The 16,501-nt window shown below is 25.8% G+C and carries 17 protein-coding genes; 5 read left to right on the top strand and 12 right to left on the bottom strand.

The annotated features are described in order from the left end of the window. Positions 1 to 40 precede the first annotated feature (40 nt). From D3Z07_RS03925 to D3Z07_RS03910, 4 genes are all read left to right on the top strand, one after another. Positions 41 to 2,068: a thioredoxin domain-containing protein gene (locus tag D3Z07_RS03925; RefSeq protein WP_122893120.1), complete on the top strand. Its 2,028-nt coding sequence runs from the start codon at positions 41 to 43 to the stop codon at positions 2,066 to 2,068. 60 nt (positions 2,069 to 2,128) lie between these two features. Then, positions 2,129 to 2,506 carry a SpoIIAA family protein gene (locus D3Z07_RS03920; protein WP_076085933.1) on the top strand — a complete coding sequence of 126 codons (378 nt, stop codon included), beginning with the start codon at positions 2,129 to 2,131 and terminating at the stop codon, positions 2,504 to 2,506. Between the two features lie 72 nt (positions 2,507 to 2,578). Next, a complete protein-coding gene (locus D3Z07_RS03915) occupies positions 2,579 to 4,408 on the top strand; it encodes an ABC-F family ATP-binding cassette domain-containing protein (RefSeq protein WP_122893119.1) in 1,830 nt (609 codons plus the stop codon). Between the two features lie 11 nt (positions 4,409 to 4,419). Continuing rightward, complete coding sequence (locus D3Z07_RS03910; RefSeq protein WP_076085939.1) at positions 4,420 to 4,770, top strand: RidA family protein; 351 nt, start codon at positions 4,420 to 4,422, stop codon at positions 4,768 to 4,770. A gap of 32 nt (positions 4,771 to 4,802) precedes the next feature. On the opposite strand, the gene D3Z07_RS03905 is transcribed toward D3Z07_RS03910, so the two are convergent. The 10 genes from D3Z07_RS03905 to D3Z07_RS03860 form a co-directional block, all read right to left on the bottom strand. After that, the gene (locus tag D3Z07_RS03905) at positions 4,803 to 5,870 is read right to left on the bottom strand and encodes an FkbM family methyltransferase (protein WP_076085942.1); all 1,068 of its coding nucleotides are present in this window, start codon (positions 5,868 to 5,870) and stop codon (positions 4,803 to 4,805) included. Positions 5,871 to 5,873: 3 nt separating this feature from the next. Beyond that, positions 5,874 to 6,686: a DUF234 domain-containing protein gene (locus tag D3Z07_RS03900; protein ID WP_172802468.1), complete on the bottom strand. Its 813-nt coding sequence runs from the start codon at positions 6,684 to 6,686 to the stop codon at positions 5,874 to 5,876. A gap of 92 nt (positions 6,687 to 6,778) precedes the next feature. Further along, positions 6,779 to 7,225: a YaiI/YqxD family protein gene (locus D3Z07_RS03895; RefSeq protein WP_172802469.1), complete on the bottom strand. Its 447-nt coding sequence runs from the start codon at positions 7,223 to 7,225 to the stop codon at positions 6,779 to 6,781. Then, the gene (locus tag D3Z07_RS03890; protein WP_076085948.1) at positions 7,222 to 7,959 is read right to left on the bottom strand and encodes a hypothetical protein; all 738 of its coding nucleotides are present in this window, start codon (positions 7,957 to 7,959) and stop codon (positions 7,222 to 7,224) included. Before D3Z07_RS03890 ends, D3Z07_RS03895 begins: the two co-directional genes overlap by 4 nt. Continuing rightward, positions 7,959 to 9,305, bottom strand: a complete 1,347-nt coding sequence (locus tag D3Z07_RS03885; protein ID WP_228144698.1) for a murein hydrolase activator EnvC family protein — start codon at positions 9,303 to 9,305, stop codon at positions 7,959 to 7,961. The genes D3Z07_RS03890 and D3Z07_RS03885 overlap by 1 nt, the downstream gene beginning before the upstream one ends. Then, positions 9,295 to 10,113, bottom strand: a complete 819-nt coding sequence (locus D3Z07_RS03880) for a cell division protein FtsX (protein WP_076085951.1) — start codon at positions 10,111 to 10,113, stop codon at positions 9,295 to 9,297. The genes D3Z07_RS03885 and D3Z07_RS03880 overlap by 11 nt, the downstream gene beginning before the upstream one ends. Further along, the gene (locus D3Z07_RS03875) at positions 10,100 to 10,762 is read right to left on the bottom strand and encodes a cell division ATP-binding protein FtsE (protein WP_076085954.1); all 663 of its coding nucleotides are present in this window, start codon (positions 10,760 to 10,762) and stop codon (positions 10,100 to 10,102) included. The genes D3Z07_RS03880 and D3Z07_RS03875 overlap by 14 nt, the downstream gene beginning before the upstream one ends. Next, a complete protein-coding gene (gene trmB, locus D3Z07_RS03870; protein WP_076085957.1) occupies positions 10,762 to 11,952 on the bottom strand; it encodes a tRNA (guanosine(46)-N7)-methyltransferase TrmB in 1,191 nt (396 codons plus the stop codon). The genes D3Z07_RS03875 and trmB overlap by 1 nt, the downstream gene beginning before the upstream one ends. Positions 11,953 to 11,961: 9 nt before the next feature. Beyond that, a complete protein-coding gene (locus D3Z07_RS03865; protein ID WP_228144699.1) occupies positions 11,962 to 13,245 on the bottom strand; it encodes a fibronectin type III domain-containing protein in 1,284 nt (427 codons plus the stop codon). Next, positions 13,193 to 14,179: an RluA family pseudouridine synthase gene (locus tag D3Z07_RS03860; protein WP_076085960.1), complete on the bottom strand. Its 987-nt coding sequence runs from the start codon at positions 14,177 to 14,179 to the stop codon at positions 13,193 to 13,195. Before D3Z07_RS03860 ends, D3Z07_RS03865 begins: the two co-directional genes overlap by 53 nt. Positions 14,180 to 14,198: 19 nt before the next feature. Between D3Z07_RS03860 and D3Z07_RS03855 the strand changes: the two genes are divergently transcribed. After that, positions 14,199 to 15,305 (top strand): FtsW/RodA/SpoVE family cell cycle protein, encoded by a 1,107-nt coding sequence (locus tag D3Z07_RS03855; protein ID WP_076085963.1) that lies wholly within the window; start codon positions 14,199 to 14,201, stop codon positions 15,303 to 15,305. Positions 15,306 to 15,326: 21 nt separating this feature from the next. Here the strand turns inward: D3Z07_RS03855 and D3Z07_RS03850 are convergent, their stop codons facing one another. Continuing rightward, the gene (locus D3Z07_RS03850) at positions 15,327 to 15,770 is read right to left on the bottom strand and encodes a hypothetical protein (RefSeq protein ID WP_076085966.1); all 444 of its coding nucleotides are present in this window, start codon (positions 15,768 to 15,770) and stop codon (positions 15,327 to 15,329) included. 15 nt (positions 15,771 to 15,785) lie between these two features. Then, positions 15,786 to 16,493: a hypothetical protein gene (locus tag D3Z07_RS03845; protein ID WP_076085969.1), complete on the bottom strand. Its 708-nt coding sequence runs from the start codon at positions 16,491 to 16,493 to the stop codon at positions 15,786 to 15,788. Positions 16,494 to 16,501 lie beyond the last annotated feature (8 nt).

The raw sequence follows: 16,501 nt of genomic DNA, 5'->3' as shown, positions 1-16,501 counted from the left end.
AGTTATCCTAATATGTATTATTATATATTAGGATGCTATTATGAAATTAAAACTTCTTACATTTACAATATTTTCAACTCTTTTTCTTAATCTTAATGCAAATGAAACTTATACTAATAATCTTATAAATGAAGATTCACCTTATTTAAAACAACATAGTACTAATCCTGTGAATTGGTACGCTTGGAATCAAACAGCTTTTGAAAAAGCTAAAAAAGAAAATAAACCAATATTTTTATCAATTGGTTATAGCACTTGTCATTGGTGTCATATTATGGAAGAAGAATCCTTTGAAAATAAAGAAGTTGCCAAAATATTAAATAAAAACTATGTATCAATTAAAATTGATAGAGAAGAAATGCCTCACATTGATAAATACTATCAAAATGTTCATAGTTTGTTAAATAATACAAGTGGAGGATGGCCACTTACAGTGATTTTAACTCCAAATAAAAAAGCTTTTTTCGCAAATACATATATCCCTTATGATGCTAGAAATGGTAGTGTTGGAATAAGAGAAGTTTTAAAAAACATTAATCATATTTTCATTAATGAAAATAAAAAAGTTGTAAAAACTGCAAATCAAATCGAAGAAGTTTTAAAAGAATATTCCAATGAAAATATAAAAACTAGTAATATTGATATAAAATTATTAAATAAGTTCATAAAACAAATAGATAAAAATTATGACAAAGAAAACAATGGCTTTACATTAAGACCAAAATTCCCGCAAGCATCAAAAATAGAAACACTTTTAGACATTTATACTGTTACGAAAAATAAAAAAGCCTTAGATATTGCACTAAAAACATTAACAACTATGGCAAAAGGTGGAATATATGACCAAATTGAAGGTGGCTTTTACAGATACAGTGTAGATAAAAACTGGATGATTCCACATTTTGAAAAAATGCTTTACACAAATGCTGAGTTAATAAGCGCATATTCAAAAGCTTATAAAATTACTAATGATAAGTTTTATAAAAAGATTGCAAAAGAGATTATCTCTTTTGTAGAAAAAAGATTTGAAGTGAATAATCTTTATTATAGTGCAAGTGATGCTAGTAGTATTTTTGAAGGAAAAAAAGAAGAAGGATTTTATTTTGTATTTGTTTATGATGAAGTAGAAGAGTTTTTAGAAGATAAGGGTTACAAACAAAAAGAGATTTTAAAAATTTTAAAATATTTTAATATTATATATGAAGGGAATTTTGGACATCATTATAATAATACATATCTAAGTGACAAATCACTAATAAAGATACCAAATAACTTAGAAAAAGTAAAAAAAGATTTAGCATCTTTAAGAAGTAAAAAAGAGTATCCCTTTATTGATTATAAAATCTTAACATCTTGGAATTCTATGTATATTTCTTCTTTATTAGATGCTGGAAAGTTTGATGATAAATATAGTAAAAAAGCACTTCTCAGTCTTGATACAATGATTAAAAAAATATATGTAAATAATACTTTATACCATCAAATAATCAATAATAAACCAGTAAAAGTAAAAGCTTTATTAGAAGATTATTCTTTTTTGATTACTGCACTTTTAAAAGCTTATGATTATTCTCTTGAATCTTACTATCTTACTTTTGCAAAAAAATTAACAAAAGAAGCAATATCAAAATTTTATAAAGATAAAAAATGGAATATGAGTAATGATGATTTCGTTTCAATTGCAGAAATTTACGATGATGCATATAAAAGTCCATTGTCTAATATGCTTGATAATATTCTAAAAATCGCAGTTTTAAATGATGATTTTGCAATGCAAGATATTGCAAAAGAAACTTTTACTTCTAGTTCTTCAATATTATCAACAAGTCCTAGTTCTTCAGCATGGTTAGTTAGAAATTATATAGCTTTTAATAACTCTTATATAGTTTTAAAAGCTACAAAAGATATGTTAAAAGATAAAAATATAGAAAATCTTCCTTTTGTATTGAAAAAAGAAAATATTGATGAAAAGTATTTAGCTTGCAAAATTGGGGTTTGTTTTTCTTATAGTGATAGTTTTAATTCTATAATAAAAAGTATAAAAAAAGAAGCAATTTTAGATAAATAAATATACCTATTAATTATTTTGTATTCTAAAAAGGTATATAATATAAAAAAAGGATGCAAAATGTTAAAAGTTGATTTAAAACAAAAAGAATCTATTGTTATTTTGGAACCTGATGGTGACTTATGTAAGAGTGATTTTAAAAGAGCTAGTGCAATAATTGATCCATATATTTTAGAAAATGACAAACTTAATGGTCTTATTATTCATGTTGAATCTTTTCCTTCTTGGGATAGCTTTTCATCTTTACTTGAGCATTTAAAATTTGTTAATAATCATCACGAAAAAATATCTTATCTTGCTTTTGTAACAGATTCTAGTTTAGGAATTTTTGCAGAAAAGTTTATGGATTTTTTTATTGGTGCAGAAATAAAAACTTTTCCTTTTAATGATATGCAAAAAGCAAAAGATTGGATTTTACAATTGGATAATGAAAAATAAAAGATATTTTAATTAGCCTATAAATGAGTATTGCGTATAATCGCGAATACTAAATAAATAAAAAAGAGTAATATGATAGAGCTATCAAATATTTCAAAATCTTATGCACAAAAAGAGTTGTTTTCAAATTTAAATTTTAGATTAAATTCTGGAAATAAAATTGGATTAGTAGGAAGAAATGGTAGTGGAAAATCTACACTATTTAAGATAATATTAGGCGAAGAACATAGTGATGATGGAACTATAAGCATTCCAAAAGGTTATAAAATTGGTTCACTTAAACAGCATTTAGTTTTTACTGAAAAAACTGTAAGACAAGAGGGTGCTTTAGCTTTAAGTGAAGAAGACCAATATAATGTTTATAAAGTAGAAAAAATTCTGTTTGGGCTTGGTTTTACACAAGATGATTTAGAAAAAGATCCTATGAGTTTCTCAGGTGGTTATCAAATTAGAATCAATCTTGCAAAACTTTTAGTTACTGAACCAAACTTACTTTTACTCGATGAGCCTACAAACTACCTTGATATTCTTTCTTTAAGATGGTTAAAATCTTTTCTAAAAACATTTCCTGGTGAAGTAATCATTATTACACATGATAGAAACTTTATGGATAGCGTAACTACTCATACAATAGGCTTAGTTCGAAGAAACTTAGAGATAATACCAGGAAATACTCATAAGTTTTATGCACAATTAGCAAGTAATGATGAACATTTTGAAAAACAAAAACTTTCACAAGATAGAAAAAGAAAAGAGCTTGAAGAGTTTATTGCTAAAAATAAAGCGAGAGCTTCAACAGCAGCACAAGCACAATCAAAACAAAAAGAGCTAGATAAAATGGAAGATTTGGGTTCACTTGTTCATGATAGTACTTTAGATTTTGATTTTAATTACAAAGATACTCCTGCAAAAGTTTTACTTGATATTAAAGATGTAAGCTTTGGTTATAGTAGTGATAATATTTTATTTAAAGATATCTCTTTTACATTAAAAAAAGGCGAAACATTAGGAATCATTGGAAAAAATGGTAAGGGTAAATCTACACTATTAAATGTAATAGCAGGTGAATTAAAACAATTAAGTGGGAAAGTTGATTATCATGGAAGCTCAACTTTTGGTCATTTTGGGCAAACAAATATTGATCATTTAAATCCAGCAAATACTATTATGGATGAAATTTATTTAGGTAATCCAAAACTCCCAGAAGCAATTGTACGAGGTATATCAGCTTCAATGATGTTTACAGGAGATGATATAAAAAAGAAAGTATCACTTCTTTCAGGTGGAGAAAAATCAAGAGTAATGCTTGGAAAAATTTTAGCTACTGATGTTAATATTTTGTTTCTTGATGAGCCTACAAACCACCTTGATATGGAATCTATTGATTCTTTAACAAAAGCAATTGAGAATTTCGATGGCTCTTGTATTGTTGTAACGCATAGTGAAGAGTTACTTCGTAGAGTTTGTGATAGACTGATAATCTTCTCAAAAGGTGGAGCAGATTACTTTGATGGTGGATATGATGACTTCTTAGAAAAAATTGGTTGGGAAGATGAAGATTTAGGAGAAAAAGTTAAAAAAGCTCCTAAAATAAATAAAAAAGATAATAAGAAACAAAGAACATTTTTGATTAATGAAAGAAATAAATTAACATCACCATTAAAGAAAAAAGTTGATAAGTTAGAGTCTGAAATTATGGAAATTGAAGACATAATCGAAACAGAACAACACGAACTAATTCAAGCATCGAATGCAGGTGATAACTCAAAAGTAATTGAACTATCAAAAACTGTACGAGAAAATGAACAAAAAGTTGAAGATAAATTCGAAGAATTAGAAATTTCACAATTAAAACTTGATGAAATTACAGAAGAATACGAAGAAAAATTAAATCACTTATAAAAGGAAATAGAATGATAACAAGAAAAGAAGTAAATGAAAGAATGAGTAGGGTAGTTGAACACAATGGAACAGTATATTTAGCTGGAATCGTATCAGATGATAAAACATTAGATATCAAAGGACAAGCGCAAAGAGTTTTAGCAATCGCTGAAAAAAGACTTGAAGATATTGGAAGCTCAAAGCATGACATTTTAAGAGTTGAAATTTTTGTAAAAGATATTTATAGAGATTTTGCTGGATTTAACTCTGTTTGGGACGAATGGGTTTCAAAAGAAAATCCTCCTGCACGTGCTTGTGTTGAAACAAATATGGCAAGTGTTGAAACTTTAGTTGAAATTATTGTAACAGCTGCTAAGTCTTAAAAAATCAAATAGAAAAAGATAAAACTCTTTTTCTATTTATTTGGAATAAAATACATAACACTTTCGTATATACCTTCCATATAATGCCGTATAAAGACCTTATAATCATTTCTAATTTCTAGTACTATTTGTGGTACTTTGTACCAATCTTGGGCTTTATGATAGATACAAATGGCAAGAATAGGGTGATATTTTAATATAGTTTGTTTTGAACCCATAATTGCATCTTGCTCTGCACCTTCAATATCAAGTTTTATAAAATCTACTTTTTCTTTTATTAGATTATCTAAAGTGTTTATATCTTCAGCTTGATAGTCATGGTAGCAATTATCTTTTACTTCTTGTTCTTGTATAGCCTTAATCTCTTCTTTTCCTAATCCACAGTTTATGAACTTTATATCTCTTTGATTTGGAAAGTTTTTTTTAGCAATTCCTATATGTAAATTATTTGGTTCAATACAATATATTTTATTATAGTCAGGAAATTCTTTTATTATTTGAGGAAGAGTATCTCCAATATAAGCTCCACCATCAACGAAGTTTATATTTTCAATTTTAGGAATGATATCTTTATCGAAATATTGTTCTTCATGATTATTAGTAAAACCCTCCATAAAGTCTAAATCAAATGATATTTTAAAGTTGATTACTTTAGTAAATACTTCTTTTGATTTTTCATCTTCTAATAAATCATAAGTTTGTTTGTATTTTGATTCATTTTTTAGAAAATCTTCTTTAAAATCCATAATAAAAGGAGGGTGAACTAAATCAAGTTTTGAATATTTTATAAGTGCAAGATAGTTAAAGTGTGTATATCCTAGCTCATCTAGTTTATTTTTTACTTCAAGAGGACTTCCTGATGCAGTTACAAGAATAATAGAGTCTTTAGGAACTTCTTCAATTTGTAGAATAGATTTTTTTCTAGAAGTATGAACTCTTGAAAAATCATCGATAATACCATCAACTTCAATTTGTTTTGCTACGCATTTACCAAGCTTATTGATTCCTAGAATATATTTCTTTATTTTTGAATCAGAGATAAAAAGTTCAACTAACTTTTTATCTTTTTCATTAATATAATCAAGTCCTACTAAATTCATATATTAATCTTCAAGTAAAAGTTTAAAACTTTTTTCTGTATACAGTTTTAAAGTATCACCTTTTAAAGATTTTAATTCATTTGAAAAACCAGTTTTTGTAAATAGTACAAAGATATCAGGTTCAAAACCTATTTCTTTACAAGTATTTTTTAAATTTGTAAGTTCACTTTTTTTAACTTTTGAGTTTGAATATTTACAAGAGGCTGCTATTAATTTTCCTGATGTTGTTCTTGCTATTAAATCAATATTATTGTTTTCATCCCAATATTTACCACTATTTTTTAACTTATCATCTTTATAAAGATCTGTTAGTAATTCAAGACATAATTCTTCAAAAACAAAATCTGTAAATTCAGCTTCTCTGTTTTCATAGTTTTTATAAAACTCTTCATACTTACCTTCTTTAATTCCTTTATAAATTGGAGAAATAAAAGCATACCAAAATCTTAAAAATGGAGTTGTAAATAATAGCTTTTTAGCAACTTTATTATCACCTCTTTGATTTGTGATAAAGTGTTGTGAAGCTTCAACTTCAATAACTCCACGTTCACTTAATTTTTCAACACATTTCATACCTTCTTCAAAGCTTACAAAAGCTCTTTTAAAAGATGTAGTTGTTCTTCTATCACCAAGTGCTATTCCACTTAAAATGGCTTGGTCAACATTATAACCACCTGTAAAAAGTGTAAGTTCATTTTTTAAGTATGAGTATTTGTTTAAAATTTCTTTTTCAATTAATTCTTTTAAAGGAATAGTTGTATCAATTTTTATATCTAAACCTCCAAAGATTGTGAAGTATTTAATGGCAGTTTCCATATCTTTTGGTTTGTTTTTTTCACAGAACTTTTTGAATTGTTTTTTAGTTGCATCGTCTATTAGTAAGATGGTAAATCCTTTGTATTATATTTCTATTTGTATTTTTGCAAAAAACTGTTTAAAGAGTTTGCAAATTGTTGTGAATCTTTAGCGCTAAAAGCAGCAGGGCCTTTTGTCATTTCTCCACTATCTCGTATTTCTTGCATAAGGTTTCTGTATGCAAGATACTGTTTTATATTATCTTCTGTATACATAGCACCTCTATGATCAATTGCATGTGCTTTTTTAGATATAACTCTATCTGCTAGAGGAATATCTGCTGTTATTACTAAATCATTTTCTTTTAATAGTTCAACGATTTTATTATCAGCTTCATCGGCTCCTGCTTCTACAATCATATATTTTACATATTGTGATTTTCCTATATTTATTTTTTTATTTGCTATTACAATTGTTTCAAGTTTTAATCTTTCAATTGCTCTTATAACAATAGGTTTTAAAAGGTTCGGGAAAGCATCTCCATCTATATATAATATCATAATTTTTCTCTTTTTATTTTTTGTAAATTCCGTAATCTTTGCCATTTTATTTTATTAAATTGTCTATAAATAAGTAAACATCCAATATCAAAACCAAAGTAAAAAACGCTGATTCCACTTGGTGGATTTGCACTACTTATAAATGTAATCTTATCAAACCAAACCTCTGGCCAAACCCAACATTCAAAGTATGTTCCTAAAAGTTCTAAGTAAACTATCATAAAAAACATAACAAGAAAGAAAAGTTTTGTATGTGGCTTTTTATTTAGTAAATAAATAATTACTAACATACAAATAAAACCAAATACATCATTTGCAAAGATTAACCATGCTGTTGAGTATATTATCATTAATACATAAAGTATTTTGATAACTAGCTCTTTATTCTCTTTTAAAACAGCTTCTTTTGAAATATAAAAAACTCCTGCATATATAATACTATGTCCCAAAGGAACATAAAAAGGCAGGTTTTCTAGTCTATAAGTATACATACCAAGAACAAGAGAAAAAAACACTTCACCAAAAAATGCTAAAATAAGACCATAAAGCATAAGCTTTTTTATTTTTGCAGATACTTTAAAATATATCCATATAAAAGTAATAAGTGTAATAAAATTAGCTATAAATTGACTATTAATAAATTTATTTGAAATATCTTTACTATCTAGAAAAAGTCCTAAGAAGAGTGCAAATAATACAGGTAAATAAATATGTGAATATTTATACTTATACATCAAATTCTAAATAAATCTTTTGGGTTAATATGTGCTGAATTTTTTGTTGCTTGAAATGTTAAGTTTTTGTTCACTCTTCCTACTACATAACCTTTTTTAATCCATTTACCAACCTTTAGTGTTGGTGCAATTTCATCTAAATGTGAATAAATAGTATGTAGTCCATTTTCATGTTGTATTATCACAACATTTTCAAGCATTCCTGAGTTCTTCTTTGCATATACTACTTTTCCATTTAAAACAGATACAACCTTTGCTTTTGGTCTTTTTGTCTTTAAAACAATAGATTCATTGAATAGTTTAATTTTATAAATAGGGTCATAATATGTTCCAAACTTTTTAACTACATTAAAAGATTTTAATGGAGCTATTGTTCTTTTACCTCTATATCTAACAACTTTAACACCTGAAGTAGAAGAACCTATTTTCTTTACATCCAAGTTTAAATTTTTAGCATATTTTTGGTTTCTTACTTCTGCTGTTTGAATTGTTTCTTCTTTTGCTTGCGTTTTACTTTTGCTTTTACTTTTCTTTGCATTTCTTCTTTTTTTCGCTTCTGCTTTTTTCTTTTTTAATGCAAGAAGTCTTTGAATTTTTGCTCTTCTAATTCTTTCTTTTTTTAGTTCTGCTTCTTTTAAAATATTTAAATTTGATAAAAGTTTTTTAAGTGATTCTTGCTGTTCTACAACTTTTTTTAATTCTTTTTGATATGACTTGTGTTGATCTTCTAAATTAACTAAAGACTTAGAGTGCTTATTTTTTAGAGTATTTAATGTCTTTTTTGTTTTCTTTCTTTTTTCAATATAAGAAGAGATTTTTTCAATTTTCTTTTTATTTATTTTTGTATTGTTTGTTAGTAAATCATAGTTATTATCAAGTTTTAAAATTTGATCTTTAGAATTTTCTGAAAGAATAGTATATATCTCGCTATCAATTAACTCTCCTAGCGTATTTTTAGAAGCTAATTTGAGTGCAATAGAGGTAGAAAAGTCTTCAATAATAGTATCAACTATTTGTTCTTCGTTACCTTTTTTTTCTTTTATTAAGTTTGAAGATTTTGTTCTTAGTTGAGCAAGTTTTGATTTTGATTCTTCTAATAAAACTTCATGTTCATTAATATCTGAGTTTACTTTTTTTATATCTTTTTCTAACTTAATAATATTTTTATTTTGATCTGCAATTTTATTTGCAAGAGATTTTACTTTTTGTGATGTTTGTTTCTTCTTTGATGCACTTTTATTTAAGTTACTTTTATTACTTTTAATTTTTTTATCAATTACTTGTGTTGATGAAAATGAAATACTACTAAAAATAAATAGCAGTAAGAATAATATTTTATTCATCATTTATTTTATACTTTAACAATACACCAAGTATTGTAAAAATTGAAATAGTAAAAGATAAAATAAATAGTTTAAATAGTTCATAATTTAAATCAATTTGAACATTTATTATCTCATGTAACTCAATTGGAAATAGCAAAATCATATTATTTGAAATATAATATAAGAAAGCACCAACAATTAAGAAAGCTAAAAATGAACTTATAATTGCATAGTTTAAAACAGTAGAGGCACTATATAAAACAGATGCACCATGTAATCTTAAAATTGCAATTCTAGTGCTATGTTCATGAAACCATAGTTTAATTTGTTTTGCAATTATTATAATTGCAAAAATTGTAATAATAAAAAATAGTATAAAAGAGATACTACTTAAAAGAACTAAAAGTAAATAAGTTTGATTATGGTTTTTATAAAAAACTTCTACTTTTCTTATATTTTTATTCTGAAGTAGAGTTTCTTTTATAGTTTCAAGTTCACTTGTAGTTGGGAAAACTTCTAAATATATTTGATAAAAATGCGGAAGTTTCTTTTTTAATAACTCTACTGAACTAGTAGATAGATTTGATTTTATGTCATTTATAATTTTTTCATTAGGTAAGGTTTGAATTCTTTCAACTTTTATACCTGCTAATTCATCTATGTTTTCTTTAATCAATGGTGTGTTTGTAACTATTACTATTGAATAGTCTCTTGATATTTTCTTCTTGTAATTTTCTACTACATTATCAATTAATAAATATAGTGAAAATGTAAGAAGCATCGCACATAAAGGAATTAAAAAAGCAAATATATTTTTAAGAAACTTCATATACCATACCATCCTCTAAAGATAACTGTCTAAATTTTATTCCTAAGTTTTTAGGAACTCTATGTGTTACAACAACTATTGTAATTCCAAGTTGTTCATTTGCACCTTTTAATAAATTCCATACAACTTCAGCTGAATAATCATCAAGATTTCCTGTTGGTTCATCTGCAATGATTATTTTTGGATTATGTGCTAAAGCTCTTGCAACTGCAACTCTTTGTTGCTCTCCACCACTTAATTCGTTTGGATAATATCCCGCACGATGTGATAGTTTTACATGTGATAGTAGTTTTTTAGCTTGGTCTTTTGATATTTCATTTGAATAGCCATTAATTTTTAATGGAATCATAATATTTTCTTCAATTGTATATTCATTTACAAGTTTATAGTCTTGAAAAATTACTCCAATATCTTTTCTTAAAACTCTAAGTCTTTTCCCTTTTATACCAAAAACTTCAACACCATCAATTTTTAAACTACCATGTTTTAATGGAATTTCTCCATAAAAAGATTTTAATAAAGTAGATTTCCCACTACCTGAATTTCCACCAATAAAGATGAATTCTTTTGGTTTAATAGAAAAGTTTCCTTTTTTTATAATATATTTATTATCATCATAAGATAAGTATATATTTTTAGCTTCAAGCATTAGTTTAGAATCTCTTTTAGCTTTTTATGAGCTTTAATATTTGAGCTTGTTGGAAGAGGTGAACCTTGATAGTAATCTAATTTACCATTTCTAATTATTATATATTTACTTACAGGTCTATCAAAATTACCCATTGTAATTTGAATTAAACCAGAATTTTCTTCATTTAGAATTGTAAATAAATCCTCAATATGTACAAAGAAATCTTTTTCTACAATTGATTTTGTAGGAAGTTTTGATATCTTTTCTTCATAATTGATTTCAAAATCAAAAGTAAAATCTTTTTCGATTACAAGTGCTTTATCTTCTGTATGAGATAATAAAACGACATCATAAATGTTTTTACCTTGTTTTTTCCATCTATCTTCATATTTACTTGAAATTTCTAAATCTTTGTTTATGTCAATTGTAATTTTTCCAGTAGGCAAGTTTGTTAATAACTCAGTACAATAATCAAAATACTTTCTACTATCAGTTCTAAGCTCAAGCGTACCTTCAACTTTTAAAACTCTTAATGCTTCATTTATAAACTCATTTGAATAGATTCTTCTATGAGGTTTTTTATCCCAAGGAACAGGGAAGTGTACGAATATTCTTCCTACTTTATTTGAATCAATAAATTCCATGAAAAGTCTTGCATCATAATTTACAATCAATACATTTGTTATATCTTGCATTTTCATTTGTTTTAAAGCTTGTTCAATTGATGGAGTATGAATTTCTAAACCAATAAATTGAATATTAGGATTATTTTTTGCTTGATGTAAAAGATGCCTTCCGCTACCAAATCCAACTTCAATTTGTATTTCTTTATCTGTTTGAAATTCATCAACAAAATAGTTGATATCTTTTAAAAACTCTTTTTGAGGTGGAGCTTTTTGATGAATACTATGAGTATTTGAAAATACAATTGTTGGTTTAATAGAATCTGTATATGCATTTAATGCATCCTTTACAACAGTAATAGGTGCAACTCTTGTTATCTTGTCGATTTTGATCATTTGATCATCATCTTTATCTTTTAGTGTTAATAAAAAATCTTTGTTTTCATTTTTAACTGCAATTTTATATTCAGTATTTCTTTGGTGTGAGGTAAAGTTATATGATTTTGCAATAAATTTAAAATCTACACCATCTTTTGAAGATGGTGTATTAATTAATTCTGCTTTGTTAAATACAATATGAGGCATATTCTAAAACTACTTTTTTACAGATATTTTTGGAAGAATTAATGATGCATCATCAGTTTTTTCAGACATTAATCCATAAGTATCATTTGCTTGAATTGAATATCTATATTCAACTCCTGTTATAATATTATTATCTTCAAATCTTGTATCTCTAACATCTGTAAACTTTTCAGTTTTTGATTCGAAGAAATTTAACATTGTTTTTTTATAAACATTATATGAAATAGCTCTATTATCAGCAGCTGTCCAATTTAAAATTGCTTTTGAACCTTGAATTTGAGCTAATGTAATAGTTGGTTTCCCTGGTTTATTTAAACTAGTACCTTTAACTGCATCAATTTTTGATGAACTTTTTAAGTTGTCTTTATCAACTGCTATTACTTTATAAAAATACTCTTTTCCATCTTCATCAACTTTATCAGTGTAAACAAAAGTATTTTTATTAACTTCTTTTACTTTTGAAAAACCAAAAGATTTAATAGAACTTCTATGAATTTCATATTTTAATACATCATGTGTTGATGATGCGTCCCAAGATACTAATATTTTTTTAGGTTCAGTTGTTGTTGCTGCTAAGTTTTGAACACCCATTGGTAAAGCTTTTGTTTTAGCTGTTACAACTTCACTAGGCTTTGTTGAAACATCTTCAAAAGTATAAGCAGTAACTCTATATTTAAAAGTTTCATTATTATCTAAACTATCATCGATATATTCAGATTGAAGTCTTCCTTTTACTTTTTCTTCAGTATTCCATTCATTTAGTGTTGAGTTGAATTTTTCAATTTTATAATATTCAACTCTTAAATCAGGATGCGGTCTCCAAATAACTTTAATTCTATTTGGTAAATCTGATAATGCTTGAACAAAACTAACAGGAACTATTCTTGGTAGAGTTTGTGTTATGTATGCACTTGTAGTATTTGATTCTACGCCATTAGCAGCTTTAGAAGAAATTTGGTAAACATATTTTGTATTTGGTTCAAGTTCCGTATCAACGAAATGAGTAGCATATTTATTTTTTACAGTATCAATAAGCTTAAGTCTTCTACCATCTTTGTGCATATTAGCTCTGTAAAAATTATAACCAATAACTCTAGGATCTTCTACTTTTTTCCATTCAAAAGCAATTGCTGTCATATCAGAAATTGATTTTAATGTTGTGTTGTCAATAATTTCTAGTGTTTCATCAATTTTTGGTTTTGCTGGTGTATTTAAATTATTGTTTAAGTTATTACAACCACTAAGTAAAAGAAGTAAAGCTGTTAATGATGTTGTTTGCATCAATTTTGTCATGTATGTTCTCCATTTGAAAATGTTTTTTTAAAAATTCATTCATGTCATCTGGTAAATCCGCTTTAAATGTCATTAACTCTCCGCTTCTTGGATGAATTAAATACAGATTATATGCATGTAAATAAAATCTATTTATTGTATTTAAATCGCCCTTAAAACCATATAAATTATCACCGAGTATGTGCCTATTCATCGAACTTAAGTGAACTCTTATTTGATGAGTTCTACCTGTGAATAATTTCGCTGCAATTAATTCAAAATTTTCATTTTTTGATAGATCAATTTTTTTAAATGCTGACTTTGCATTTCTTCCATTTTCTTCAATTGACATTTTAAGTCTATTATTTGCATTTCTTCCAATTGGTTTATCTACTATTACATCATCTTTTAAAGGTAAATCAGTAATAGCAAGGTAATATCTACCCATTGTTTTATCTTGCAATTGTTCTGATAAAAGTGCGTGTGCTTCGTTTGTCTTTGCAACAACCATAACGCCAGTTGTTCCTTTATCTAGTCTATGAACAATTCCATGTCTTTCTTCGCCACTAATAGTGGAAAGGGATATTTTTTTCAATTTTAACCAATCAACTAGTGTTGCATCTTTTACACTTGGTGCATCATGAATTGTTAAATTTGCAGGTTTATTTAATACTAAAATATCTTCATCTTCATAAATTATTTTTACATCTTTGCCTTCTAAAGATTTCTTAATAAATTCTTCATCTTTTACTGGATTTATTTCTGCTTGTGGAAAATGAACATCGATTATTTGATTTTCTTTAAGTTTTAAACCTGATTTTACAACAGTTTTACCATCTACTTTTACAAACTCTTTTTTTATAAGTTGTTCTATTTGATTTCTTGAAGCATCAATTTGTGATGCTAAGAATTTATCTAATCTATTTGCTTCTTGAACAATAAAATTTTTATACATTTTTAGATACTCTTTCACTATGCGTTTATTTGATAAGAGAATTATTTCCCATTTTGATTATTTGTTAATACTTTTTGTTTTACCTTTGATATATTTATCATATCATCTAATTAGTGAAACAAATGAAATATTAGCGAATAAACAATTAATATACTTTACACTTTCATTTTTTGCTTTTATTATAGTATTTATTTTACCAATTAGAAAAAAACTTCGATGGATTCCTTTTCTTTATTGGCTAGGAATCTTTCTTTTAATTGCAGTTGAATTCTGGGGTGTTACAAAACTAGGTGCTAAAAGGTGGCTTCCTTTACCTATTTTAAATACAACAATGCAGCCTTCTGAACTAATCAAACCTATATACATTTTGATGCTTGGGTATTTAATTCATAATAGACCTCCACCAAAAAATGGTTATGGTTTTAACGATTTTGTGTATTTTTCTTTTTATATATTATTACCTTTTGTTTTAATTGCTAAAGAGCCTGATTTAGGTACTGCATTAGTATTATTACTTGTGGGTTATGGAATTTTATTTATTGTTGGAGTTAATTGGAAAATTTGGACTTCTATACTTTTAGTTATTGGAATATCATCACCTTTTATTTATACATATTTAATCAAAGATTATCAAAAGAAAAGAATAAAAGATTTTATTTCTGAAAAACCAAGTTATCACGTACAACAATCAATCATCGCAATTGGTTCAGGTGGTTTAGTTGGAAAATTAAGTGAAGAAGCAACACAAACACAGCTAAAGTTTTTGCCTATTGCTACAAGTGATTTTATTTTTGCATATTTTGTTGAAAGATACGGATTTTTAGGTGCAATTGGATTAATCTTTTTATATGGATTATTAATAGCTCATTTGCTAACTTTAAATTATTACTTTAAAGATGATTACGTCATCCGGGTATTTGCCTCAGGATTGGGGCTATTACTGTTTTTTAATATGAGTGTAAATATTTTAATGGTTATTGGTTTTGCACCTGTAGTTGGTCTTCCTTTACCTTTATTTTCATATGGGGGAAGTTCTTTTATTAATTTTATTGTGATTTTTGCAATTTTGGAGAACTTATTAGCCTTTAGATATATGGATTTATATAATTATGAAAGAAAACTATAAAAAGCCTTTACAGGCTTTTTATTATTCTATTATTTCTAAGATTCTTTCGATTCTTTGAAGATTACCTTCTAAAACTAAATTATCATTATTTTCCTCATAGGCATTTTGATTAAAAAGTAATAGTTCTTCTAATTTTCTTTTTATTTGTAACTCTTTTTCATTTATGTTTTTTGTTTCAAAATCTTTTTCAAGTTTGTAGCTTAGATTTGAATTGACTTCAAGTAAAAAACTTAAAGAGTATTCAACTTCTTCGCCTTCATAATAACTTCTATTTATAATAAAATGATCAGATGAAAAGCTAATATCATCCATTTCTCTTGAAAGATAAGCCATTTTAACTAGACCTTTTATATTATTAATTAAATCTTCTTTGAAATAAATTTCATCTAATTTATCTAAAATATCCATCACTTTTTTTAAGTCAAATTCACTTAAAAGTTTTTCTTGTATTTGTTCTAAATTCATTTTTTATAAAACCTTTTAATTTTCATTTCTTAGTATTTCTCTAAGAATTTCTAAGTCATAAATACTTTTACCACAACTTAATTTATTTGTTATTATATTTGTAAATTTTTCTTCATTTTTATCAACATAAGTATAATCTAATACATAATCCTTTTTCAAAAGTTTTAATGTGTTTTCATCTTCACAAAGAGAGTCTTGAACTTGTGATTTAAACTTATTTATATTTAGTTTTGAATTTGCTTCAATATTATCAAGTAAATAAGTATAATAAATATTCTTCTCTTTTATATCAATATTAATCAAATAACTAAAAGAATCAACTTTTAAAGGAAGACTCTTTTTGAAGTTATTTATTTCACTTTTTATTGCATAATCTTCAAAAAAATAAACTCTTAATAAATCATAAGCTTGAAATAATGAGAAGAAAAGATTTATTGTTATAATTACTCTTGCTAAAAAAGACCAAAGTTTATTACCAATATAGTTTAAGGCACTTTTTTGTACTGCTATAAAAATAAATATAGAATATATAAAAATTAAAAAATAAATAGTGATACTAAAAAACATTTCACTATTATTTCTATGAAATTCTACTTCATTAAAACTATTATCAATAAAAAAGTTAATCATAAGGCTTATAAATACAAACCATAACCAAAAAGTTATACTTAAGCTAATTTTTCCTTTTATTAGTTTCTTTAAATATGATTCTTCTGTAATCATTTTGTCCC

The sequence above is a fragment of the Arcobacter peruensis genome, from assembly GCF_003711085.1.
Taxonomy (GTDB): Bacteria; Campylobacterota; Campylobacteria; order Campylobacterales; family Arcobacteraceae; genus Poseidonibacter; species Poseidonibacter parvus.
Note: the sequence above shows the minus strand (reverse complement) of the source record. Positions and strands in the feature narration are given on the sequence as shown.